Origin of the sequence: Nostoc sp. CHAB 5836 (genome assembly GCF_020829445.1) — a bacterium.
GTDB lineage: Bacteria > Cyanobacteriota > Cyanobacteriia > Cyanobacteriales > Nostocaceae > Nostoc.
Map to the genome: position 1 here is coordinate 19,603 of NZ_JAIVFV010000047.1, position 24,087 is coordinate 43,689.

General features: G+C 43.1%; 20 protein-coding genes. 9 read left to right on the plus strand and 11 right to left on the minus strand.

Going from position 1 to position 24,087, the window contains the following annotated elements; genetic code table 11:
• Nucleotides 1-293: 293 nt before the first annotated feature.
• Both LC605_RS11960 and LC605_RS11965 read right to left on the minus strand, forming a co-directional pair.
• Nucleotides 294-764, minus strand: coding sequence for a MarR family winged helix-turn-helix transcriptional regulator (locus LC605_RS11960; RefSeq protein WP_229547754.1), 471 nt, complete (start codon nucleotides 762-764; stop codon nucleotides 294-296).
• 74 nt (nucleotides 765-838) lie between these two features.
• A complete protein-coding gene (locus tag LC605_RS11965) occupies nucleotides 839-2,497 on the minus strand; it encodes a glycosyltransferase family 39 protein (protein ID WP_229547755.1) in 1,659 nt (552 codons plus the stop codon).
• 136 nt (nucleotides 2,498-2,633) lie between these two features.
• Between LC605_RS11965 and LC605_RS11970 the strand changes: the two genes are divergently transcribed.
• Nucleotides 2,634-3,278, plus strand: coding sequence for a class I SAM-dependent methyltransferase (locus LC605_RS11970; protein ID WP_229547756.1), 645 nt, complete (start codon nucleotides 2,634-2,636; stop codon nucleotides 3,276-3,278).
• A 642-nt stretch (nucleotides 3,279-3,920) separates the two neighbouring features.
• Here LC605_RS11970 and LC605_RS11975 read toward each other — a convergent pair.
• Together LC605_RS11975 and LC605_RS11980 are read right to left on the minus strand one after the other, a co-directional pair.
• A complete protein-coding gene (locus LC605_RS11975) occupies nucleotides 3,921-7,760 on the minus strand; it encodes a CHAT domain-containing protein (RefSeq protein WP_229547757.1) in 3,840 nt (1,279 codons plus the stop codon).
• 198 nt (nucleotides 7,761-7,958) lie between these two features.
• Nucleotides 7,959-8,657 (minus strand): hypothetical protein, encoded by a 699-nt coding sequence (locus tag LC605_RS11980; RefSeq protein WP_229547758.1) that lies wholly within the window; start codon nucleotides 8,655-8,657, stop codon nucleotides 7,959-7,961.
• 385 nt (nucleotides 8,658-9,042) lie between these two features.
• On the opposite strand from LC605_RS11980, the gene dnaX reads away from it, so the two are divergent.
• A complete protein-coding gene (dnaX, locus tag LC605_RS11985; protein WP_229547759.1) occupies nucleotides 9,043-12,378 on the plus strand; it encodes a DNA polymerase III subunit gamma/tau in 3,336 nt (1,111 codons plus the stop codon).
• A 325-nt stretch (nucleotides 12,379-12,703) separates the two neighbouring features.
• Here dnaX and LC605_RS11990 read toward each other — a convergent pair whose 3' ends face one another.
• The gene (locus LC605_RS11990) at nucleotides 12,704-14,134 is read right to left on the minus strand and encodes a glycosyltransferase family 2 protein (RefSeq protein ID WP_229547760.1); all 1,431 of its coding nucleotides are present in this window, start codon (nucleotides 14,132-14,134) and stop codon (nucleotides 12,704-12,706) included.
• Between the two features lie 733 nt (nucleotides 14,135-14,867).
• Between LC605_RS11990 and ebsA the strand changes: the two genes are divergently transcribed.
• On the plus strand, nucleotides 14,868-15,242 hold the full coding sequence (gene ebsA, locus LC605_RS11995) for a type IV pilus biogenesis protein EbsA (RefSeq protein WP_229547761.1): 375 nt from the start codon (nucleotides 14,868-14,870) through the stop codon (nucleotides 15,240-15,242).
• A 37-nt stretch (nucleotides 15,243-15,279) separates the two neighbouring features.
• Here ebsA and LC605_RS34150 read toward each other — a convergent pair whose 3' ends face one another.
• On the minus strand, nucleotides 15,280-15,477 hold the full coding sequence (locus LC605_RS34150) for a ribbon-helix-helix protein, CopG family (protein WP_229547775.1): 198 nt from the start codon (nucleotides 15,475-15,477) through the stop codon (nucleotides 15,280-15,282).
• A gap of 295 nt (nucleotides 15,478-15,772) precedes the next feature.
• Here LC605_RS34150 and LC605_RS12005 point away from each other — a divergent pair, with 295 nt between their 5' ends.
• From LC605_RS12005 to LC605_RS12015, 3 genes are all read left to right on the plus strand, one after another.
• A complete protein-coding gene (locus LC605_RS12005; RefSeq protein ID WP_229547762.1) occupies nucleotides 15,773-15,988 on the plus strand; it encodes a hypothetical protein in 216 nt (71 codons plus the stop codon).
• A gap of 148 nt (nucleotides 15,989-16,136) precedes the next feature.
• Nucleotides 16,137-16,439, plus strand: coding sequence for a PIN domain-containing protein (locus LC605_RS12010; RefSeq protein WP_229547776.1), 303 nt, complete (start codon nucleotides 16,137-16,139; stop codon nucleotides 16,437-16,439).
• 186 nt (nucleotides 16,440-16,625) lie between these two features.
• Nucleotides 16,626-18,536, plus strand: coding sequence for a GTPase family protein (locus LC605_RS12015; protein ID WP_229547763.1), 1,911 nt, complete (start codon nucleotides 16,626-16,628; stop codon nucleotides 18,534-18,536).
• A gap of 19 nt (nucleotides 18,537-18,555) precedes the next feature.
• Here the strand turns inward: LC605_RS12015 and LC605_RS12020 are convergent, their stop codons facing one another.
• The 4 genes from LC605_RS12020 to LC605_RS12035 form a co-directional block, all read right to left on the minus strand.
• Nucleotides 18,556-19,053: a DUF29 domain-containing protein gene (locus LC605_RS12020; protein WP_229547764.1), complete on the minus strand. Its 498-nt coding sequence runs from the start codon at nucleotides 19,051-19,053 to the stop codon at nucleotides 18,556-18,558.
• Nucleotides 19,054-19,207: 154 nt separating this feature from the next.
• Nucleotides 19,208-19,534, minus strand: a complete 327-nt coding sequence (locus LC605_RS12025; protein WP_229547765.1) for a helix-turn-helix domain-containing protein — start codon at nucleotides 19,532-19,534, stop codon at nucleotides 19,208-19,210.
• Nucleotides 19,535-19,538: 4 nt separating this feature from the next.
• Nucleotides 19,539-19,916, minus strand: coding sequence for a type II toxin-antitoxin system RelE/ParE family toxin (locus LC605_RS12030; protein WP_229547766.1), 378 nt, complete (start codon nucleotides 19,914-19,916; stop codon nucleotides 19,539-19,541).
• Between the two features lie 520 nt (nucleotides 19,917-20,436).
• Entirely contained in the window at nucleotides 20,437-21,546 is a 1,110-nt protein-coding gene (locus tag LC605_RS12035) for an S-(hydroxymethyl)glutathione dehydrogenase/class III alcohol dehydrogenase (protein ID WP_229547767.1), read from the minus strand.
• Between LC605_RS12035 and LC605_RS12040 the strand changes: the two genes are divergently transcribed.
• Both LC605_RS12040 and LC605_RS12045 read left to right on the plus strand, forming a co-directional pair.
• Entirely contained in the window at nucleotides 21,546-21,767 is a 222-nt protein-coding gene (locus LC605_RS12040; RefSeq protein WP_229547768.1) for a hypothetical protein, read from the plus strand. The genes LC605_RS12035 and LC605_RS12040 overlap by 1 nt on opposite strands.
• A gap of 317 nt (nucleotides 21,768-22,084) precedes the next feature.
• Nucleotides 22,085-23,368 carry a valine--pyruvate transaminase gene (locus tag LC605_RS12045; RefSeq protein WP_229547769.1) on the plus strand — a complete coding sequence of 428 codons (1,284 nt, stop codon included), beginning with the start codon at nucleotides 22,085-22,087 and terminating at the stop codon, nucleotides 23,366-23,368.
• On the opposite strand, the gene LC605_RS12050 is transcribed toward LC605_RS12045, so the two are convergent.
• Entirely contained in the window at nucleotides 23,358-23,501 is a 144-nt protein-coding gene (locus LC605_RS12050; RefSeq protein WP_229547770.1) for a hypothetical protein, read from the minus strand. The two genes, LC605_RS12045 and LC605_RS12050, sit on opposite strands and share 11 nt — an antisense overlap.
• Here LC605_RS12050 and rimM point away from each other — a divergent pair, their 5' ends adjacent.
• Complete coding sequence (gene rimM / locus LC605_RS12055; RefSeq protein ID WP_229547771.1) at nucleotides 23,502-24,071, plus strand: ribosome maturation factor RimM; 570 nt, start codon at nucleotides 23,502-23,504, stop codon at nucleotides 24,069-24,071.
• Nucleotides 24,072-24,087 lie beyond the last annotated feature (16 nt).

The following is a 24,087-nucleotide window of genomic DNA, read 5'->3' on the forward strand; positions in this document are numbered from 1 at the left end:
TTATAAGGTTAATGTTAAGTTTTTTTGGGGATGGCGATCGCTTTTCTTTCATATAAACGAACCGCAAACGCTTTTGCGCCCTTCTTCCAGGGGGAGACGCACTCGCGTTTGCGGTTCGTTTTTTCATTATTTTGCGTAAGTCCTATTGATGTAAAAAATAAAGGTTCACAAAAGGGCTGAAACTCTTTTTTTTACGAACCACAGAGGCGCAGAGAACACAGAGAGAAGGAGGAAATGCGAAAAAATCCGCATCATCGTCAGGTAGGTTGAAACCCCACCCCTAGGGCGTGTTTTCAAAAGGAGAGGTTAGCGATCGCCCGATTCAAAATTTGGGAAAACAGTTCTCGATCAGCAAAGGAAATACCCTCCATCGCTTGATCACGAACGGCGGCGGCGATTGGCGGTAAAACAGCTTCTAGTTCTTTACCTGCATTCGTTAGCCAGATTCGCCAGATGCGGCGATCGTGGGTGTCCCGTTCTCGACGCACCAAACCGCGTTCTTCCATCCGATCTAATACACCTGTTAAAGTCCCTCCCACTTGTTTGAGTTTGTCTCCAATACTAGAAGTGGGTAAACCATCTTCTTGCCACAAACAGCACAACACCAACCAGTGAAATGGCGTAAGCCCAAAGGGTTCTAGGCTCTCTGTAAACTTACGACTGAGCAGTTGTGAGACTAATTTGATTCTGTAGCCCAAATTATATGGTGCCAGATTTTGCTGCCACGATTCTAAAGCTGGAGAGTGATTAGATGTAGAAATCATTTGGCATAATACTTAGTATGCGTACTATCTTAGCTAGATTAACTTTTTTTAGCAATAGGTATTTTGCATCTGTCTTAGGGAAGAACTTCAATTAACTGATACTCTTGTACTGTACCGACAACGCGGTGAGGTTGAGATAATTTAGGGGACTCGTCAGTGTAGATCAAAGCATAGCTCAAAGGTGGTAGTTGGGAAATAGAGGCTACCTGTTGGGCGTGAATAGGAAGATAGAACTCAAGCAGTACTTCGGTTTTCTGGTCGATTTGCACATAGTAGATAGGATTAGTTTGGACAATTGAAGCGATCGCACTTTGTTGTAAAAAAGTTCTCAAAGCAGGGTTATAGTCACTTAACATACCCATACTACCTGTCGTCGCCAAAGCCAGCCAACAGGGAATTAACCAACCTGCAATCCAATAACGAGAGGTGAGAAACTTTTTGCCAAAGTGGTAACGACTAATCCACACCACAGGTAAAATTAACCAACCCAATCCCAGAACCAAACCAATAGATGCATACTTGCGGATGTCAGAACTACCCCAACTAAGAACGCCGATACTCGCTATTACAAGTAAAACACCGAACCCACCAAAGCCATAGCTGAGATTTCGAGGAAGATTCTTCTTTGCAAAAAGATTTAATATATTAAATTTACTCTTTTGAAGAGGGAATTGAGGAGTAATTCCTGTTTGATAAATATTGCCTAACCAGTTTAAACCCACAGCTGCGAAGAAAGCTATAAACGGATAAAGGCAAAGACTATAGTGAGGGTAACGAGTGCTAAAAACACTAAGTTCTACAAATAGTAAAAGTGGAAAGCCAACTAATAGTAACTGGTAGCGAGGAATCGGACGACGGAAAGTTAAAAATAAACCTAAAAGTCCAAAAAAAGCCCAAGGAAATGCTTTTAAAGAAATATTCCATATATAGAACAGCGACCCATTTTTATCATGATTATCAGAACCTAGCTGCACAACAAACTTAAGCGGCTCCTCAAAACTCTGATTTCCGTATTGGAGCCAGTTGAACCACAGCCAAACACAGGTAGGTATTAAACCGACAAAAAAGCCTAAATATAAAATTGGGTTAGTAAGATGACGATGACGGCGATGTTCCCAAATTAAATAAGGGAATAAAGCTGTGATTGGCAAAAAAATCATCAAGCTTCTGACTAAGAAACCTAAACCTAAACTCAAACCAGTTATAAAACTCCAAAAATAGCGATAATTAGGATGTAATTCCGTTTTGATTAAAGACCAAATAGCTAAAAGTACCAAGAAAATCATCGGTACATCAGGTGAAGTTAAGCGACAGTATTGCAGCCAGAGAAATTCCACACTTAAAATGGCAGCAGCTAGCCAAGCTAATTTTTTACCTAGCAGAATTTTGCCGATTTCATACACAAGCCATAAGCTCAAAATGCCCGCAATCATGCTAGGAAGACGCGCACTGGTATCACTCATCCCAAACAGCTGATAAAAACTGGCAATTAACCAATAAGGGCCAGGGGTTTTATGATGTGCATTTTCCCAAGGAGCTATCCAATTACCAGAATCAAACATCAGACGCGCTCGCGAAGCATAAAGCGCTTCATCATGTGCTATCAGGCTATTGTGCCCAGAAGTAAACAATAATAAAGGTAGTATCCAAACTAACAAACTCAAATATGGGAATGGTCTGGCTAGCTGGATTTGTCGCCAAATATGCTGCAAGAAGTGTAGTTTATATAACATTGAATTTGTCCAATTGAATGCTGCTATTTAGACTCGTTTAAGTATCCTGCTGTTATTAAAATATGTTACATAGTTATTGTTGAAAAATACCTGAAATTGCCGCATTTGCCGAAAAAGTTCTCCACAACAGAAATTTATGCAGTTAAGACCGAATCAACGCCTGAAATTAGACGAGACAGATGATAAGCTGTTTTATGCCTATCCCCGCTTCGTCACCCATGTCGATGAAGGATTTATTCAACAGCTAACGGATTTATATCGCGATCGCCTCAAACCCAACACCCGTATTTTTGATATGATGAGCAGTTGGGTATCTCATCTGCCAGAAGAGATAGAGTTTTCTCATGTAGAGGGACACGGACTCAACGCCGAGGAATTAGCACGTAATGCCCGCTTAAATCATTACTTTGTGCAAAATCTGAACGAAAATCCGCAGCTACCTTTACCGGATGAAGATTTTGATGCTGTTCTCAATTGCGTATCTGTGCAGTATGTGCAATATCCAGAAGCAGTATTTTCCGAAATTTACCGCATTTTGAAACCCGGTGGTGTTGCAATTATCAGCTTTTCTAACCGGATGTTTTTTGAAAAGGCGATTCAAGCTTGGCGAGAGGCTTCAGAAGCACACCGAGTAGAATTAGTCAAACAGTATTTCGCCTCAGTTCCAGGATTTACAACCGCAGAAGTTATAGCTCAGAAGTCAACATTACCTCATTTTTTACAGTGGTTGGGTGCAGCTGGAGGAGACCCGTTTTATGCCGTTATCGCTTACCGTAATTAAGCCAAGTAGCCACCATAGCGCAATACGCTTGGGTTAAAGCCGTAAAAATAAATTTGCGTAGGTTGGGTTGAGGAACGAAACCCAACGGGTAACGCATTGCCTCAACCCAACCTACGAATATTCACAAAGCGTGCAGCATTGAGACCTAACAAGAACAGCCCCAACCCTTCAAGGGTTGGGGAGCCAATCTTCAAAGCCCCTCTCCGCTTCGGAGAGGGGTTTGGGGAGAGGTCTGCCAACTTGTGTATACACGGTAGCCAATTTATCGGGGGGTTAAGGGTGATCTAGAAGTGCCTAAAATTACAGCCGACCACTTTTAAAACAACCTCTAAGTAAGTCGGCAAGAATAAACCAAACTATATTACAATACGGTTCACTTAAGGCTGAAACTCTTTTTTTTACGAACCACAGAGGCGCAGAGGGCACAGAGAGAAGAGAGAAAGAGAGGGAAGAAATGCTTAACTGAACTGTATTGAACTATATTACGAAACATAAATACACCTTAAACCCTTATAAATCACGAAGGACGAATTACAAATGACAAATACTTCGACTTCGCTCAGTACAAGTGACAAATGACAAATGACAAATGACAGCCTTAGCCAGTTAGCTTTATTTGCGTCGCTTTACTTAAGCTGAGGATTAATGGGGCTTACCCGTAATTGTGAATGCTGCCCAGTAGTAAGGATGATTATAAAGATTTTTATCTGATGCCATTTTACTATTTCTATATAGCTGTGTGGCTAAATAAGTTTGAATTCGTACTTCCTCAGTATGCAGATTATTCAAGATATCTTCATACCATTTTGTCAGTTCTCCAGCAGTTAATTCTTTTAGCCATCGTGTTGCTTCAGCTAAGGCTGTAACTGCTGATTTATTGGGCTGTAATCGTCGGTAAAACTCGATCATCACCAAGGCACTAGCTGAAGATTCTACACTCCAGAGAGTACTGACTACATGAGGTATGCCTTGACTCACTAAACCACTCACTAAACTCACATATTCACTGCTGATAGTGTAATTGCTAGTACTTAAATTTTCACAAGCAGAGAGGGTAATAAGGTTATAACTTACAAGATTTTGTTGGCAGATTTCATCTAGAGTAAGTCTATCTTCACCTGCTAATGCTAATTCTGATTTTTGAGGTTCAGCCAAATTATTAGTCACATGACCCGTAAAATGCAAGATGTTGTAATTATCAGATAAAGCATTTTCGACGGTATTTTTTGTAGCTTCTTCTCCCTGAATTCGTTGGATATTATTGAACATCTGACTAACAACTTCAGATTCCAGTTTGGCAAATTTCCGTGTGGGATAACCTGTACTTTCAGGATATTCAACACTAAGCAATAACTTATTTTCCCACTGCCAAATATCCTCAGTTCTGATTGATAAACCTATTTGGACGCTAGGTAAATAGGTGACGGTAAAATTTGATTCCACATTCGGTAACTCTTCGGGCGATGGGGAAGAGAGATGGAAAAGTGTATGAATGGGCAATCTGTACAAATCACGGTGAGGAATTAAAACCAGTTGGGTAATACCTTCGAGTTCCTGCGCAATTGTGGAAATATTCAGGATTTCATACAGTTGCAACAGTTTCTCTTCCATATCAACTCGCCAAGAATGCTGACTTTTACTTTCTTTATCTTGGGCCGTGCTGCGATATTCTTGGTATTGTTGATGCCAATCTTCTAACCAAGTTTCAAATTTAATTAGCCGTTGCACTGCTTCTGGTAGGGGCAATTCATTTAGACGGATAGCGTCTTCTCCTAAAGGTATTGCCCCAGGATCTTGCATGGGTGTAAAGAGCAGGATCGGTGATGGCGCTTGGTCTTTGAGGATGAAAGTATGTAGGGCAACTGGACTGATATGCCAGTAAATAATTGCTGTTGTCGGATTGAATAGTTGTTGAATTGCGCCATAATCAAGGGAGTAAATATGATCATTCCAGCCAGAAAGTAGCCAGTTTAAACAAGCATTTTTACCTTGTTCGGCAATTTCCCAGGCTTCAACTAAATCACCCGATTCTACGGCTAAATCAACTGCCAATTGCTCAAAACCTGCAAATTTCAGAGCTAGCTGTTTTTTACTTTCGTCTGAGCGAGTTTCTTCACTCAGCAATTGTCGCAATAAATCTGTGCCACGTTGCAGCAATTCTTGAACTTGTGTTGTTTGTCCCAAGCCCATCAGCACTTTGCTTAGAGATAGCAAAACCTCCAGGTGCAACTGGGGAAAATACTCTAGTGTTAGAGTTAAGAGTGCTTGATGATACTCAGATGCGGCTTTGCGCCAAGAATCGCGGGGATTGGGATGTTTTTTGCCTTGTTCGTAGTACGTATTAGCGATCGCAAAATGCAATCTCCCCCAACCTTCTGGGTGGGTATCTGTCCGCAGATGCTTTAAACCTTCCTCGTAGCTGGCTAATTTTCCTTCGTAGCCACCCTGTTGGAAGGTGGGATTTGTGGCTGTGATGCTATTCGACAAAGAAAGCAATATGTCAGAGTTCACTAAATGACCGATGGCAGTTCCCCTACCAATCCAAGCTTCCCAATAATCTTGTTTAATTTCCAAAGCCTTGTCATAACAAGCGATCGCTTCGGGAAATTGTTCTAAATAAAACAGTGCTACCGCCTGATTATACCAAGCTAAGTGGAAGTCGGGCTTAATGGCGATCGCTCGGCCATAGGAGGCGATGGCTTCTTGTCTACGTCCTAAGTTGTCTAATGCTATACCCCGGTTGTACCAAGCTAAGTAGAAATTAGCTTGAACTGAAAGTGCTTTATCCCAGGAGGCGATCGCTTCTGACCATCTGCCTAAATTAAACAGTACTACACCCCGGTCTATCCAGACTTCGTGATACTCTGGGTCAATTTCTATCGCTCGGTCGTAAGATATAATCGCCTCGGCAAATTGTTCACCTACAGCTAGGGCTATGCCTCGGTGATACCAGTTTTCCTGGTCTTCTGGTTCTAGATGGAGTGCTTGGTCATAACTAGAAATAGCTTCTGGTAGCCAACCTAACTTCAGCAGCGCCAAACCCTTGCTAGACCAAGCTTCTTGGTAGTCTGGTTTGATTTCTATGGCTTTGTCAAAAGAAGCGATCGCTTCTTCAAAATATCCTAATTCTCCGAGAGTTCCACCCCGGTTGTACCAAGCTTTGTAGAAGTCGGGCTTCAGTTGCGTGGCAATTTGGTAAGATGCGATCGCTTCATCAAAACGTTCTAAATGGAACAGCGTCAAGCCTCGATTAAACCAATATTCGGAAAATTCGGGTTCAAGTTCAATGGCTTGGTCATAAGATGCGATCGCGCCCAACAAATCACCTGTTTTCCCTTGCTGAAGACCTTGGTAAAACCACCCTTGAGCGTCGGTAATCCGATTATCACTATGTCGCTCAATAATACCAGGGGAATTACTGCTTTGAACTGCCAAGTTAGAAGCAAGTTGCTGGACTAAATTGGTGCTTTGATCCAACCTTACCCATAACTCGTCTAATGTATTAGCCACATTTGGCTCTAAATTCGTCAAAGTGTTATCCCAGGTTTCCATCGAGGAAGACGTTGTTAATTCAGTCCTTTGTCTAGTGGAAAATAGATTTGCTCCTGTTGTAATTTGAACAACTTCTTCATCGTCAAACCTGAGTTGGGCTAATGAGGCGATTGTATCTTCGGCTGCGGGGAGAGGGAGATTTTCACTTATTCTGGTTTGAGCATCTTCTCGTTCATACTCCAATATCAGTTCTTCTAAGTTCTCGGTCAATCTTTCCTCAGAAGAGGTCGTTATTGGTTCAACATCTTGCACATCATATTCCCATAACTGCTCACCTAAGCTATGGATTAGCTCTTGTCCAGGAGAAATTGGGACAATTACTTCATCGTTGATGATTTCTAGGACATCAGGCTCATCATACTCCCATAACTGCTCGCCTAAATTGCGAATCAGTTCTTCCCCAGGAGTAATTTCTACTAAATCTGGTTCATCATATTCCCATAACTGCTCGCCTAAATTGCGGATCAGTTCTTCCCCAGGAGTGATTTTTACACCATCTTCCGCCTGATTTTCCTCATCCTCTGTCTGTGTGGGTAAATTTTGCATTAGCCGGATGCCAATGTCATAAGCAACATCACCAATTCTGCCAACACCAAGTTCTCCCAATTCCACCATCTGTGTTGCTAACAGAGGATTCGGCGTCGGTGAAGCTAGCAAGCGTTCGCCAAACATCACCAACCAATCTATCCAGCGTTCAGCCGGAATGCGATTTTCGAGCCGTTGCAGATACTTCAATGCCCACTGTCGTCCTCGTGCTTGATGCACACCTTGTAACAATTGGATAAATAATTGTTCCAGATCCGCATTGGTTAGTTCTGGCAGTACCTCCACCAGATTGTGTCCTCTTGCACCCTTGAGAGAACTAGTATTTCTACTTGCAATGAGGCGCTTGAAAAACCTTTTAAGCGACTGCGATATCCGCCTGAGCATCTGCCACACTCTTGGATTTTGTTTTTTTCGATTGTAGCCATCCTTGTGTTAAAAAAATCATTAATTACGTAAAAACCCATTATATTCAGACAGCGATTCCGTAGCAGGTTAGCAAAAAATATACAAATCTTCAAGAGGATAGCATTACAACGTTACAATTCCCAGATTGAACCCTTGAATTTTGATTTTGCCAAGCCGTTAATTTTCTGTTTGCTCTGTAGTCCCTTGACCAGCAGGATATAATTGGTTAATTAATGCCTGGACAAGCATTTCTGGATCATCTGTTTCAACGGCAAGCTGTTGAGCAATCTGCTGGCGTAAATTTTCATCCTCCTGCAACATCACAAACAACTCTTCTAGGGTGACAGTTTGGTATTCTCCCTCCGGGGGGTTCTCTGGTGCATCTGCTGACTGTGATACTGGGGTGGTTGGCTCAGATGGCAAAGTCGTAGTAAAAGCATCTGGCCCTTCATATTCCCAAATTGGTTCACCTTCGTTGCGTGTCAACAACTGCATCCCGATACTATAGGCAACATCTGTGATTTCTCCGATGCCCAACTCACCCAGTTGCACTAACCGCGCAGCTATTTCATTATTGGGTGTAGGTGATGCGAGCAATCTGTCACCAAAGCGCCCTAACCATTCAACCCAGCGTTCTGTTGGGATCCGATGTTCAATATTATCCAGCCACTTCCGTGCCCATGCTTCCCCTCGTGCTTGATGTACTCCAAGTAATAGTTCGTTGAAGAGAAATTCCAGATCGGTATCGCTTAAAGGTGGTGCTGGTTCTTTCTGTACATTTCCCCTAGATTTTGAGGTAGTTTGTTTTCCACCAAACAAGCTCTGAAAAAGCTTTTTGAACCATTGAAATAGCCGCTTGAGCATCTGCTGCACCATCGAGTATTGCTTATCCTAAGATTGTAGCGATCGCACTGGACTATAGCGCTAGTTCAGTCAATAAAATGTATGGTCATTTGTCAATGGTCATTTGTCATTTGTCATTTGTCATTTGTTAAGAGTTATCTCCTGCTCCCCAATTACTCCAATAGAACAAATGTACTAAATAATATGCTATAATTCCCATACGTTGATGTTGAAATCATAGTAGAGGATAAGCTCTGGTTAGTTGCTTTGCTGAGTGCCAAAATTTACGGCACTAGTTGAGTGTTGGGCTATGGCAACATCGATAAACAAAGCAGGTACGACAGTTTAAAATAATTGAATCCTCAACTCGACTCGGTGCTACTAATTAACTTTGAAAGGCATTGAAGTCTATATTTCCATGTCTTACGAACCCCTGCACCACAAATATCGCCCCAAGAGTTTTGCTGAATTGGTGGGCCAAGAGGCGATCGCCACCACCCTCACCAACGCGATCGGCACATCCAAAATCGCCCCCGCCTATTTATTCACTGGGCCCAGAGGTACGGGGAAAACTTCTAGTGCCCGAATTCTAGCTAAATCCCTCAATTGTCTCAAAAGTGACAAGCCCACTGCTGAACCCTGCGGCGTGTGTGAAGTTTGTCAGGGAATTACCAAGGGCTACGCCTTAGACATAATTGAAATCGATGCTGCTAGTAATACTGGTGTCGATAATATCCGCGAGTTGATTGAAAAAGCCCAGTTTGCTCCTGTGCAATGTCGATATAAGGTTTATGTAATCGATGAATGCTTAACCGGAGATTCTCTGATTTTGACTGATGAGGGACTTCACAGAATTGACGATCCCAAAATTAAAGGCAAGAAAGTACTGAGTTACAACGACTCATCTCTTAAGTGGGAATTCAAGAAAGTTGTCAGGTGGTTAGACCAAGGAGAACGACAAACCTTGGTCATCAAAACAAGTAACCGAGAAATTAGATGTACGGGTAATCATTTAATTAGGACAAACCAGGGATGGCTACCAGCAAAGGACGTAAAAGAAGGAGTGAAGATACTATCCCCTGTGAATGTGGATGCGGCATCCTCATTTACAAATTTGGTATCGATGGACGCACCCGGAGATTTGCTAGCGGACACCAGTTTAAAGGCAATACATCAGGGCAAAAATCATACGACCTGGAATCTATCGTTAAACAAGCCGAATTACTCCGACCTTTGTGTGCTTGCGGGTGTGGAGAAAAGCTTGATATCCCAACCTTTTTACAAAAAAAAGGTCGAGGAATCATCAGCATCCAGTCTCGCTGGGAAAAACATCCATATAAAAAAGGACACGGAATTTGGGAACTTAGAACAGAAAAGTTCCTTGCCAATGCGGCAGTTATACAGCCAAATGCACTTGGGCTTGTCTACGGAACCTTGCTTGGAGATTGTTCTATCAGTTATCCCAATAAATACAGCAGATTCCCCAGATTGTGTTGGACACACTCAGAAAAACAGCAAGAATGGTTGGAATACAAAGCCTATCGCCTTCAAGAATTGCGTCCAAAACTGCGAATTACAGCCAACAAAGGATACGGAAACATATCAGTTACCTGTAACACAGGTTGCCATCCCCAACTCAAAGATGTCTTTGACATTGTTAAACCGAATAGGGATAAAAAACTCGTCTCTATGGACTGGCTTAATCGAATTACCCCAGAAGGACTTGCTTGGTGGTTTTGCGATGATGGCTCACTTGCCCTCAGTCCAGAAGGAAGTCCACAAATTCAGCTACATACCGAAGGATTCTCTGCCGGAGAAAATCAACTCATTGCTACTTGGCTTACAACAATGGGATACTCAGCAACAACAAAATTTTACACCAGAAGTACTACAGGCAAGACATACCACTATATACGGTTGGGAGCAAGCACCAGTAGAAAATGGCTGGCAGACCTTAAACAATATTCCATCCCCTCGATGGATTACAAGTTTGGAGACAGTCGAATCTGTTCACCTCGCTGGAATTGAGCGAGTCTATGACATTGAAGTAGCAGATAATCATAACTTTGTGGCAAATATGCTCTTAGTGCATAATTGCCATATGCTCAGTACCCAGGCATTCAACGCGCTACTGAAGACCTTAGAAGAACCACCGAGGCACGTAGTTTTTGTGTTGGCAACAACAGACCCGCAACGGGTGTTACCAACAATTATTTCGCGCTGTCAAAGGTTTGATTTTAGACGCATTCAGTTAGAGGCGATGGTGAAGCATTTAAGTGCGATCGCATCTTATGAAAACATTCAGATTTCACCCGATGCTGTCACCCTGGTAGGCCAACTCGCTCAAGGAGGATTGCGCGATGCCGAAAGTCTACTTGACCAATTGGGTTTGTTAGCGGGTGAAGTAACACCAGAGCGAGTTTGGGATTTAGTGGGGACGGTAAGCGAACAGGACTTGTTAAAGCTGTTAAATGCGATCGCTCTAGATAAACCAGAAGCAGTTCTGGACTGTACTCACTACATTTTAGATCGTGGTCGAGAACCCCTAACTATTCTGCAAAATCTCGCCGCCTTCTACCGCGATTTACTCATAGCTAAAACAGCACCCAATCGCCACGACTTGGTTGCTTGTACTTTGCAAACTTGGACAGCGTTGGTTGAGTTTGCTCAATATTGGGATATGAGCAGGATTTTAGCAGGACAGCAGCACCTGCGAACATCCGAAGTCCAAATTAAAAATACCACCCAGCCGCGCTTGTGGTTGGAGGTAACATTACTAGGATTGTTACCCAGTGCAACAAATATTCAGCCACAAGCCCCAAGTGTCGCGCCGCGACTTAACACACCTGCTATATCTCCAAGCTATCCTCCAGCAGTTACCCAAAATCAGACAGTCTCTTCTCTACCTTTAGCTGAACCGCAAACAAATCATAATTCTGCATCTCCCAATCATCTAGCGGCTGTCCAAAATCAGCCGGTCACTTCATCTCCCCCAGTTGAACAGCAAACAAATCACAATTCTGCTGCTAACTCAGTATCACCACCAACCCCAGAACCCGTAGTTGTACCAATACCACCTGCGAATGTTGAACCAGTAAGTTCAGAAGTGATTGGGGAAACACAATATGACTTAACTCAGGTTTGGCAACAGGTACTTGCTAACCTCCAGCCAAAATCAAGGCAAGAAATGCTACGTCAAATGAGCCAACTCATAGAGTTTGACGGTGATGTGGCTCGAATTGTTATCAAACAAGCATGGTATGACAAGGGGAAATCTTATTTACCGATGATTACGGCAGCTTTCCAGCAGACTTTCCAGCGTGAAATCCAAATAATTATAGAAAAAGGAACTGCTTCCAACTCTACCTCAGCTAAAAAAAATCTTCCCTCAAAAGATTCTACTCGCCCTCAGCAACCACCAACTCCCACTTACAACCAGCAAATTCCGCCTCCAGCGCCAGTACCGCAGCCAACAACTCTACCACCAGCACCACTAAAAAGCGAGTCAGCAGCAAACAACGGAAATGGGGCAAATCGAAATGGAGTAAATGGAAATGGGGTGCGAACCTTGCCTCCAGCGCCAAAGCCAACACCCGCACCTGATTGGGAACCTGACGAAGTAGCGATCGCAGCTCAACGTCTAGCAGAATTTTTCAACGGACAAATTATCCGTTTTGCAGATGACTTCCCAGAATTCTCCGACTCCATAACTACACCAGAATGGGTAGAAGAATCAGAAGTTGATGATGAATAAAAAATTGAGCATTGGGCAGGGCTATTTCATTCTCATCTAGCCCGCCTCAGAATGAATTCACCAGTCTAATAGCGAAAGCCCGCCTCAGAATGAATTCTGAGTCTAATAGCGAAAGTCGTCTAAAGACGACTGAGAAAAGGTTATAGTCCGTTTTAACGGACTTCAGCTATGAGTCCGGAACTTCAGTTCCGGGCGGTTTATGTCTAGAATGAAATAACCTTGGAGCATTGAGCATTGGGCATTGAGCATTGGAAACAGGCAGAGGGAGAGAATTCGCAGCTTTTAACTCCTAACTCCCAACTCCTAATTCCTAACTCCTAACTCCCTATTCCCCATTCCCAGTATGCAAGGTTTTCACCCATTTCAATCGCTTTGGTCTTACGGACATCCGGGCTGTAGTACTGCTCATCACGACTAACCAATGCAACATATATAAACTGCCGCGCAGGGTTTGCACCAGCATCAAAAAATATGTAGAAAGTGAGAATTTCTGATCTTGGCGTATGCGCCTTAGACCTGTAAACATCCCTACCATCGACATAGAAATGGACAAGCCTGTGATCGGACTTAACATTGGTGGACGATGACGAGCGATCGCCATTAATAAATCTGGTACTGCTGCTGTCGGCAAGATATACATAATCAGCAGAAAAATCAGCAAATCCCAGCTTTTCCGCGTTCCCATGCGGTTTTTGAGAATTAAATCCCAATAATCCAAATAGCGTTGATAACCGCCTTCTGCCCAACGGTTGCGCTGATGCCAAAGTGCGATCGCACTTGTCACTCCTTCTTCTTGCACTGCTGGATGGAAAACACACTCAATATCCCATTTCTCCAAATGTAAGCGGATTGTCAAATCCAAATCATCGGTAATGGTTTCCTCATTCCAGCCACCGCAGCTTTTCAAGGCTGAACGCCGGACAAATTGACCATTACCCCGTAGTTCACCAATGCCACCAAGGGCAGTTCGCTGTTGCTGAAACCAGGTATCAAGAGCCATTTCGGCCATTTGACCCTTAGTCCAAAAGTTTTCTTTAGCGTTGGCGTTCGCGTTAGCGTCTGCTTGCAGAATCGCTTTTCGCACCTGCACCGCCCCCACCTTTTCTCTTTGAAATAAAGGTATTACCTGTTGCAGTAAGTCTGGTGTCACTTGGGCATCAGCATCAAATACTGCTATGATGTCACCTTTTGTCAGGGGCAATACCTGATTCAACGCCCCCGATTTGCCACCACTAGCTTCTGCTGAACGCCTTAGTACTTTCAGTTGCTCGTGTTTGTCTTCTAGTTCTGCTAATAAATGTGGCGTGCTATCACTGCTGTGATCGTCAATAATCCATACTTCGTACTCCCCACCTGGATATTCCAGATTACAAAGATTTTTGACTAATTTAGCAATTACCGCTTCCTCATTTTTCGCAGCCACCAGCACAGATACAAAGGGCAAATCTCCCTGTATTTCTTTTGGATAGCGACGAGATTTAGTAAACACTACCACCAAAGCATGAAATCCTAGAATGGTGGTCAGTCCTAGAATAAAAATAGAAGCCCAAGAAACTAAATGTAGAGCGATCGTGCCACTCCAGACGATAGTCAAGACTAGAGCCGCTTTGCGTCTACGACCTTGAAACCGGCGTGTTAGAGACACAGGATCTGTTTCTAACACTGACTCCTCATTTACTGATAGGTCAGATAACAAGGAGTTGAGCGGCTCAAGCTCTTGATAAGAATCTTCTTCGGGCCAGGAATTCGCTGGCATAGGTTAGGTTACTTGATTCCAAAATCAGTATTTGTCTACAGTTAGTAATTTTACGGACAAATATCCCTAAGCTACTTTTTCCGATATTAATCGGAATGGGCAAACTGCAATACCCGCTATCCCTAAGCCAAAAGCCTCTGGGAATACCTTTGTTGTCACCGCCACTCTGGGTAATTACCTACCATGAACCACCTTTGCCACTCTTAAACAGAGGCTTGATTCCTTTAATAGCCAACTTGGGCAGGAAGCTTGTAGAGTCAGACTTTCTCTAATGAGAACTCCGGTTTGGGCAAAGTAATAGCAGCTTGTTTGTTGGGAGAAACTGCAATAACGATATCCAACACTTTTAGGACTTACGCAACTGGCATATTATTTTGAGTTTGTAGTGAGGACTTTAGTCCTCTTTCATCAGGGCTGTTCGCGGAGCGTTCCCGCAGGGTAGCCCTGACTAGAAACCAAAAGCTTTTATTTTTTGTGACACTTGCGTAAGTCCTAACTTTACAGTCGGAATTTTTAATGTTATCGTTCTCAGCTTCGATAAAAGTTAATGCAGCATCATTGTAACCGAAATTTTAATATTTCTTAGCAATAACTTTATTTATTGGGTATTTGGCATGGGGCATTGCTTATTTCTCCCTATTGCCCCACTATGTGCTTTAGACAAATCTTTTGGGAATACTACTAACAGCCACTAATATCCGCAGTTGCCAACCAAATTGAGGAGTATTTAACAATGTCTATTGAGCAACTCCAGCCTGCCACTCAACAACAAGCCAGTGTTTACTTACCTTACGTTCAAGGCACTAAGCGCAACTTCTTACCCTATGCCATCAGTCTTTATCAAAAAGGGGTCTTGGAGGGGCAGAGGAAGATAGAAGCCAGTGAACATATCCCCTTTGTCGCCTCTTGGAATGTCGCTACTTTACCCTCAGATTTAACTCGTTGCCGAATCCAGTTTGACGGCAAGGCTGACCTGAGTTACGAACTGATGATGGCTAGTTTTGAGTTGATTAATTTTTTAATCGAACTTATGGAAAACTATAAACGTCATCGCGTGACCGATTTTTCACAAGGGTTTTACCGTAAGCTACTGCGTATAGACGATTGAGTGAACTCTAGGACTTCCACCACCGCCAGGTAACGTGTCATGCTAAACGTCGGTACAATTCGGCATTTTTCTTCAGCACATAGTTGGCTGCTTGAGCAAACTCCCTCGTCGGGTGACTGAGCCAGTCTTCTATCCTGGCACGTAACAAATCTTCAAGCGAGATACCACTCTCTCGTGCTAGTGCTTGCAGCTTCTGCAATTGTTCATCGGAAATGTCGATCGTGATCGAAGCCACAGCCATTACTCCTTGAATGCTAGGAAAGTGTAGCATTATTAGTGTTTTAAGTCTCTGTGACAGGCGATCGCGATCTTTATTCTTGCTTGCGATCGCAGAGCGTGTCAAAGATAATCGCACCTAATATCCTAAAATATCATCAAAAAGCGATCGCATCCAGATTTGTCAGAGAGAAACCGTAATTACGCGCTTGGCGATCGCCTTGATAATGCAATTCAGATTTTGGGAAACCCGATCAGATAACTAGGGAATAGAGTTAAGATTGATTTATATAGCTCGATAAGAGAATTTAAAGATGTTGAATGCAGTAGAGTTTCAAGCAAAGATTCAAAATGGTTTAATTCATATTCCTGATGAGTATAAACAAGAATTGGGAGAAGGAGATGATATTAAAGTAATTGTTTTGGTGAGGAAAAAATCATTTCCCAAAAAAGACATAATTGATGAGTTGACTGAAAATCCCGTTCAAGTGAATGGTGTACTCAGCCGTGAAGAAATTTATAGTCGCTAGTCGACGAGTGACAATAGAGATTTTATTGATACAAATGTTTGGCTCTATCGTTTATTTGATGACAAAAAGATAGAAGTGGCAGAAAGAGACAGAAAGAGACAGAAAGCGTAATATTGCTATTTCAATTACGTCAAATGAAAGAATAATTATCAGTACGCAGGTTGCGAATGAGGTTTCTGCTAATTTGCTGAAAAAAGCAGCTTTTAACGAAGAGCAAATCAAAGCTGTGATTCAATCGTTTTACCGTCGCTGTACTGTGGTAGAGTTCAACTTAAATATTTTTGAATCTGCATCGGATATCCGCAGTCGATATAATTTCTCTTTTTGGGATGGTTTAATTGTTGCTTGTGCGTTGTCCGCAAGAGCAAGTATTCTTTATTCTGAAGATATGCAGCATGGGTTAACAGTAGCTGGTCAATTAGAAATTGTGAATCCGTTTAAACCAAGGTAGAGAGGTTACTTGAAATCCTGCTTGGTTAAGAATATTTGTAGCGACTGTCTTAAAAGTCAAGCGATCGCTAACAGAAAACCGGGACTGAGAACAACAGCCTGCCTAGATTGAAGACGATAGACTTTTTATAAGAGTAATTTTTACAAAAACTCGAATTTCCCAACATTTCAAAGCAGGTATGGGGCAATGGTGCGATTAAAATTGTGGCAATGGGTAGTCTTAGCAATCCCCATCGCTTTCATGATCATTTTCTTACTGGTATCCGCCGGTTCACAAATTCATGCGTGGGGTATTAGTTGGATTTGGGGTGTATTCACCCTTTTATTCGTTGGTTGGCGTTGGCTATTAGTGAAATGGACTCAACCAGTTGTTAACCAAGTGGAAGGTGTATTAGCCCAAATCCGCGAAGAACTGGAATCGACCGCAGAAGATACAGTAGGTCTACCAGTGGGAAGTGATGTCACAAAGCTTTCAGAAACTGCACTCCAAGAAATTCTCCAAGCAGCACAAAGCGATCGCCCCATTTGGGAAGACTGGCAAATTTTTTGGAAGCGATGCCAAGATTTAGTCGTAGCGATCGCTCACATCTACAACCCTCAAATTCAATATCCCTTGCTGAATATTTACGTCCCCCAAGCTTACGGGCTGATTCGGGGAACGGTGGATGATATGGATCAGTGGATGCAAAAGTTATCTCCAGTCCTCAATCAGGTAACAGTTGGACAAGCATACCAAGGATATGAAGTCTACCGGAAGTTGGAACCATCGGCTCGGAAATTCTGGCGTGTTTGGAACTGGGCACAGTGGCTTTTAAATCCGGTGGCGGCGGTGGCAAAACAAGCCAGCCAGGGTTACAGTAACCAAGCAACTCAGCAATTGTTGGGAAATTTGAGCCAGTTATTCCGAGAAGCTGCTTTGAGAAACTTATGCCGACAGGCGATCGCTCTTTACGGACGTACCCCAGTTTCAGCATCCCCACCAACACCAACTTTACCGAAAGCAAAAACCCAAACACTCCGAGAAATCTTGACTCCAGCTCAACCAGCCAAGGCGGTTGAGGAAAAACCCGTGAATATTCTCTTGGTGGGGCGCACGGGGTCGGGAAAAAGTAGTCTGATTAACACGCTATTTCAGGCGGATCTTGCAGCCGTTGATGTTTTGCCCAGTACTGATCGCATTCAGAATTATCAATGGCAGACTGAAAGTGGGGAAACCCTGACCCTTTGGGATACACCTGGTTATGAACAAGTCAACCGTGCCGATTTCCGAAATCTGGTGCTTGATTACGCCATCAATGCAGATTTGCTGCTGTTAACTACTCCAGCTCTCGATCCGGCTCTGCAAATGGATGTAGACTTTTTGGAAGATATAAAAGCAGAAGTTGCAGATTTACCTGCGATCGCCATCGTCACTCAAGTAGATCGTCTGCGTCCGATCCGCGAATGGCAACCACCTTATGATTGGGAATGGGGCGATCGTGCCAAGGAAATTGCCATTAGAGAAGCCACCGAGTATCGCGCCAAGCTGCTGGGAAACTTTTGTAATCTAGTTCTACCGGTGGTTACAAGTGACAGCAAAACCAATCGAGTTCCTTGGGGAGTGGAGGCGCTATCGTTGGGATTAGTAGATGCGATCGCACCTACCAAGCAACTCCGTCTCGCCCGCTTTTTGCGTAACCTAGAAGCCCGCATCGTCGCCGCCGCCAAAATCATCGACCACTACACCTTCCAAATGGCGACAACACAGGGACTAACGGCATTGCTCAAAAGTCCCGTCCTCCAGTTTGTTTCTACGCTCTCAACCGGGTCTCCAGCCCTAGCAGATATGCTGCAAGAGCAAATTCCCGTAGAACAGTTGCCGATTGTCATTGGTAAACTTCAAATGGGATATGACCTTTTCTCGCTCTTGAATACAGCTAACTCGAAGCGGCTCAACTTTGAATTACTATCTCTGTGGCCGCTACTGCTGGAAAACTCCGTTTCACCCGATCGCAACGCCTGGGCATTTGGTCACGCCCTAGTGGAATACTGGACTCAAAATCTAACGGTTGAACAACTCCGGGAGCGATTTGAGTATTATTTAGCGATCGCCAAGTAATTTGTCTGCGTTATCGCTTTTATTTCATTAAATCATCTGTGGTAGGCTCACCCGGATAAAAGCGATCGCTCAGAATTTCCTCAAAAAGATATAAACATTGCTGGGGAAAAGTTGAGAGTGGCAGATTTGTTTCTCCTGATGCTAAATCCCTACTGTTTTGATATGATTCCTGGAGTGCTTCTTCAAGGTAAGGCTTCAGACTAGGATTCTCGCTCAACAACCTAAGAATTTCCCGTCGTTCTACTCTAATTGTGGCTAACCAGCTACGACTGCGTTGCTTTGGTTGATATTCCCATTTTAGCAAATATCCAATTAATATACTAAGACGATTTCTCAATTCTTGGCGTTCCTTTCTTCCCAAAGATTCAATTTCCTCAATTAAATTGAGCAGGTCAAGCTGGTTCCATTGGTGATAACGCAAAAGGTTAGCCTGTTCTTGAGTCCAAGTGTAAAAGTCATTTTCGTAGAGATTTGGCATCAGGTTTACCGCAGGTTGTCCGGTTTGTGGTATCTGCATATGTCAAGAGTTTTTATCTATTAAGTAAGTCGGCAAAAATAAACTAAACTATAATTATCAAACGTCAATACACCTTAAACCCTTATAAATGACGAAGGACAAATGACAAATGACAGCCTTAGCCAGTTAGCTTTATTTACGTCGCTCTACTTACTTAGCAAACAACTGTTGTCCGAGCTTGCTTGCGGTCTTCAGGTTTTCGTTTGATGACAATCTCTACATCATTATCTAAATCATTCAAAAAGTGAAATAATCTATCAATTGAAAAGCCTGAAAGTCTGCCTCTCACCAATGCTGAAATTTTGGGTTGATCAATTCCTAAAAGTTCAGCAGCTTGGACTTGTGTTAATTTACGGAAAGTGATTGCTTCACTGATTTTACGTGCTAGTTCAGCTTTCACTAATCTTTCTTCAGAATTAGGTAGACCTAAGTCAGTAAATACATTTCCACTGCTAATATAAACGCTATTTTCTTTACTCACTTCTTTACTCCTTTTCTTTAGTAGCTTGTTCCGAATAGTCTTCCTGGGCAGCTTTTAACCTCTTTTTTACTAAATCTATATCTTGTTGTGATGTAGCAATACCATGTTTTGACTTCTTTTGAAATGCGTGTAATAAGTAGACAAAGCCCGCAAATTTTACAGTGTACACTGCTCGGTATGTATCTCCATCATAATCATCTACAACCTCTAAAACCCCGCCTCCTTTAAAATTGCGCAAGGGTTTTGCATCGGGATGCTTACGACCATGTTGTGCTACATCAAGGGCATAACCCATTACGTCTTGTACGTCTTCAGGGAACTCCTTCAAGTCATCTAAAGCGCTTCCAATCCATTTGAGAGCTTTTTGGTGCGTTTGGCTCATGTAATAGTTAGTATGCTAGATATAGCATATTATGTCAATAAGTAAATCAGTTGTATCAAAACTAGTACACCACTACCAGCTATTTCTCAATTTAGAGGATTTTCTTACAGCAGAAATCATGTATTTGAACCACATCTGTCGTCAGGGCACAGCATTGCTCATTGGTGTCTACTTTTGCTATAAATCTCTTATCTGTTGGCTGACACGCCCGCCCTGAAATAAATTTCAGCGGCTCATAGCTAAAGTCTACTGAAGTAGACTAAAAATTTTTCCGATTATTTAGTCATCTAAAAGATGACTTGAGCTGTTAGCAAGGAACTTCAGTTCCTTGCGGGACTTTCATGTTAAGTTGACACCAATGAGCATTGTTCTGCCCCTACCCCGTGGTCTATTTACCTGAAAATAGCTGTAAATTACTTTCTCTAGAATGCGCGAAGCCTGCACCCTGTTGACTCAAGACATTTACACACCCAATGTCAACCCCAGGCTGATTACTACTGGACTTTAGAGTATTGGAGAGCTAAAAAGTCACCACACTCCGAATTGATTCACCTTTGTGCATCAATTCAAAAGCATCATTAATTTGCTCAATGGGCATCACATGGGTAATCAAATCATCAATATTTATCTTACCTTCCATATACCAATCAACAATTTTCGGCACATCTGTACGTCCTCTCGCGCCACCGAAAGCCGAACCTTTCCAAACGCGTCCAGTTACTAGTTGAAAAGGACGAGTACTGATTTCTTGTCCAGCACCAGCAACACCAATAATCACGCTAACGCCCCAACCTTTGTGACAGCATTCTAATGCTTGACGCATCAATTTTACATTACCAATACATTCAAAGCTGTAATCAGCACCGCCTTTTGTTAAATCAACCAGATAGGGAACTAAATCACCTTCTACTTCTTGAGGATTAACGAAATGTGTCATCCCAAATTTTTTTGCCAAAGCGCGTTTATTGGGATTAATATCCACTCCGACAATCATATTCGCCCCTACCATCCGCGCCCCTTGGATGACATTTAAGCCTATACCACCCAAACCAAAAACCACAACATTTGCCCCAGGTTCCACCTTGGCAGTATTAATGACTGCACCAATACCAGTAGTCACACCGCAGCCAATATAACAAACCTTATCAAAGGGGGCATCTTCCCGAATTTTTGCCACAGCGATTTCCGGCAGCACCGTATAGTTGGCAAAAGTGGATGTACCCATATAATGATGAATCATCTGCCCATCCACACTAAAACGGCTGGTGCCATCGGGCATAACACCGCGTCCTTGAGTTAAGCGAATGGCTTGACAAAGATTAGTTTTGAAACTCAAACAATATTCGCACTGACGGCATTCGGGAGTGTAGAGGGGAATCACATGATCCCCTGGTTTGAGACTAGTGACACCAGCGCCTACCTCCACTACCACACCAGCGCCTTCATGCCCTAAAATTGCCGGAAACAAACCTTCGGGATCGTCACCAGATAGGGTAAAAGCGTCGGTATGACAAACCCCGCTTGCTTTAATCTCAACTAACACTTCGCCTGCTTGTGGCCCCGATAGTTGAACGGTTTCAATTGTCAACGGCTTACCTACGCTGTAAGCTACTGCTGCTTTAACTTGCAATGCCAGCGCTCCTGTATAGTTTTGTCATTTGTCATTTGTCATTTGTCATTTGTCATTGGTCATTTGTCATTGGTCATTTGTCATTGGTCATTTGTCATTGGTCATTGGTCATTGGTCATTGGTCATTGGTTATTAATTCTTGTCCTTCACTCCCTCCCTCATCCCCCTCATCCCCCTCATCTCCCTCATCTCCCCCACTCCCCACCCCTCTACAAGGATAAATATTACTTTGCTAAAATATCATTCTCTAGCTAGATTGGTTAAAGGCGGCAACAGCTGTTTTGACAACAAGGTAAACTGGATGTCAGCAGCAACCCCCAAATAATTTGTTCACCCTTAAATTAATATAGGACTTACGCAAGTGTCACAAAAAATAAAAGCTTTTAGTTGGTAGTAAGGGCTACCCTACGGGAACGCTCCGCGAACAGCCCTGATGAAAGAAGACTTTAGTCCTCTCTTCGAGACGCACTCGCGTTCACTACAAACTCAAAATAATATGCCAGTTGCGTAAGTCCTATAGTATATTTTGTCACAGCTTATGAACCCTGCCCTAACTCAAATTGGCGCTCAAATGTCCAACCTAAGTGGCGTCAGAGCAATTATGAAGGATATTATCGAGACATTGCGAGAGGGTGCAGAGCAGCAGTTTATTAATTTGAGTGCTGGTAATCCGTTGATTTTGCCAGAGGTAGAGCAATTATGGCGAGATTGTACGGCACAACTTCTTGCTAGTCCAGAATATGGTGAGGTAGTTTGTCGCTACGGCTCAAGTCAGGGCTATGCACCATTCGTTGAAGCGATCGCTAATGATTTTAACAAACGCTACGGGTTAAATTTGAGCGAACGCAATATCCTGATTACTCCCGGTAGTCAATCCCTCTACTTCTACGCTGTTAATAGCTTTGGTGGCTACACCCCTAGCGGCGAGTTAAAACAAATCGTTTTACCCCTGAGTCCTGATTACACAGGTTACGGCGGTATCTGCTTAGTTCCAAAAGCCTTAACTGCCTACAAACCAACTCTCGATATTGATGCAGCTGCACACCGATTTAAATATCGCCCCGACTTCAGCCAACTGTCGATTACAGAAAACACTGGTTGTGTCCTCTTCTCTCGCCCCTGTAATCCCACGGGTAATGTCCTCACCGATGATGAGGTGAAAAAGATTGCGGCCCTAGCTGCGCCTTACAATCTACCCGTGTTAATTGACTCCGCTTATGCGCCTCCCTTCCCAGCCTTAAATTTTACCGAAATGACACCCGTGTTTGGTGATAACATCCTCCACTGCATGAGTTTATCAAAAGCGGGATTACCAGGAGAAAGGATTGGTATTGCCATTGGGGATGAAAAGTGGATTCAGGTGCTGGAGTGTTTTCAGTCAAATATGAGTCTGCATTCTTCACGTTACGGCCAAGCGATCGCAGCTTACGCAATCAATTCTGGTGCTTTAGTAGAAATTTCTCACACGGTCATCCGTCCCTTTTACCAAAATAAATTTACCGTTTTAGAAACCAGCTTAGAACAAGCGATGCCCAAGAATTTACCTTGGTTCCTCCATCGCGGTGAAGGAGCAATTTTTGCTTGGTTGTGGTTAGAAGATTTACCCATCAGTGATTGGGAATTTTACCAACAATTAAAGCAAGTAGGTGTGATTATTGTCCCTGGAAGTACCTTCTTCCCTGGTTTAGACCAAGAGTGGCCGCACAAGCACCAATGCTTCCGCATCAGCCTCACCGGTAGCGATGAGGAGATTGCCACTGCTATGCAACGTTTAGCAAAAGTGGCTGAAGAAGCGTATCAGAGTGCAGTTGTCAGTGCCTGATTAGGGGAGATGAGGGAGATGAGGGAGATGAGGGAGATGAGGGAGATGAGGGAGATGAGGAGAATAACCAATGCGCAATGACAAATGCCCAGTGACAAATGACAAATGACAAATGACAAATGACAAATGACAAATGACAAATGACAAATCAGATAATTGGCTAGAAATTGGCAAGATTGTTGCCCCTCAAGGATTGTCTGGGGAATTACGGGTTTATCCTGTATCAGACTTTCCCGAAAGATTTGAGGTGCCGGGAAAACGCTGGTTGTTGCGTTCAGGTGACACAGAACCGCAACCAATCGAATTATTAACAGGACGTTACATCGGTAGCAAAAACTTGTATGTGATCAAATTAGCTGGTGTGGAAAATTGCGATCAGGCGGAGGCGTTGCGCGGTTGTAAGTTAATGGTACTAGCAAGCGATCGCCCCCAATTAGGCGAAGATGAATATCATGTCCTCGATTTGATTGGTTTGGAAGTCTTCATGCAAGCATCTGGCGAACTAGTGGGTACGGTGGTAGATATCATCCCCGCCGGCAATGATTTGTTAGAAGTAAAATTACACCCATCTTTTACCACTGACAAAGGACAAATGACAAATGACAAAAAACAAATGACAAATGACAAAAAACAAATGACAAATGACAAAAAACAAATGACAAAAAACAAAATTTTGGAGGACAAAAATGCGCGATACCTTTAATAAGATGATCGGTCGA

Bases quoted from the DNA above. Each gene is read 5' to 3' on its own strand.
- ebsA (WP_229547761.1), top strand. From the start codon at position 14,868: ATGTCTATTGAGCAACTCCAGCCTGCCACTCAACAACAAGCCAGTGTT.
- LC605_RS12030 (WP_229547766.1), bottom strand. From the start codon at position 19,916: ATGAGCCAAACGCACCAAAAAGCTCTCAAATGGATTGGAAGCGCTTTA.
- LC605_RS12005 (WP_229547762.1), top strand. From the start codon at position 15,773: ATGTTGAATGCAGTAGAGTTTCAAGCAAAGATTCAAAATGGTTTAATT.
- rimM (WP_229547771.1), top strand. From the start codon at position 23,502: ATGACAAATGACAAATCAGATAATTGGCTAGAAATTGGCAAGATTGTT.
- LC605_RS12015 (WP_229547763.1), top strand. From the start codon at position 16,626: ATGGTGCGATTAAAATTGTGGCAATGGGTAGTCTTAGCAATCCCCATC.
- LC605_RS12020 (WP_229547764.1), bottom strand. From the start codon at position 19,053: ATGCAGATACCACAAACCGGACAACCTGCGGTAAACCTGATGCCAAAT.
- LC605_RS12045 (WP_229547769.1), top strand. From the start codon at position 22,085: ATGAACCCTGCCCTAACTCAAATTGGCGCTCAAATGTCCAACCTAAGT.
- LC605_RS11990 (WP_229547760.1), bottom strand. From the start codon at position 14,134: ATGCCAGCGAATTCCTGGCCCGAAGAAGATTCTTATCAAGAGCTTGAG.
- LC605_RS11960 (WP_229547754.1), bottom strand. From the start codon at position 764: ATGATTTCTACATCTAATCACTCTCCAGCTTTAGAATCGTGGCAGCAA.
- LC605_RS11970 (WP_229547756.1), top strand. From the start codon at position 2,634: ATGCAGTTAAGACCGAATCAACGCCTGAAATTAGACGAGACAGATGAT.
- LC605_RS11980 (WP_229547758.1), bottom strand. From the start codon at position 8,657: ATGGTGCAGCAGATGCTCAAGCGGCTATTTCAATGGTTCAAAAAGCTT.
- LC605_RS12040 (WP_229547768.1), top strand. From the start codon at position 21,546: ATGCCAGCGCTCCTGTATAGTTTTGTCATTTGTCATTTGTCATTTGTC.
- LC605_RS11965 (WP_229547755.1), bottom strand. From the start codon at position 2,497: ATGTTATATAAACTACACTTCTTGCAGCATATTTGGCGACAAATCCAG.
- dnaX (WP_229547759.1), top strand. From the start codon at position 9,043: ATGTCTTACGAACCCCTGCACCACAAATATCGCCCCAAGAGTTTTGCT.
- LC605_RS11975 (WP_229547757.1), bottom strand. From the start codon at position 7,760: ATGCTCAGGCGGATATCGCAGTCGCTTAAAAGGTTTTTCAAGCGCCTC.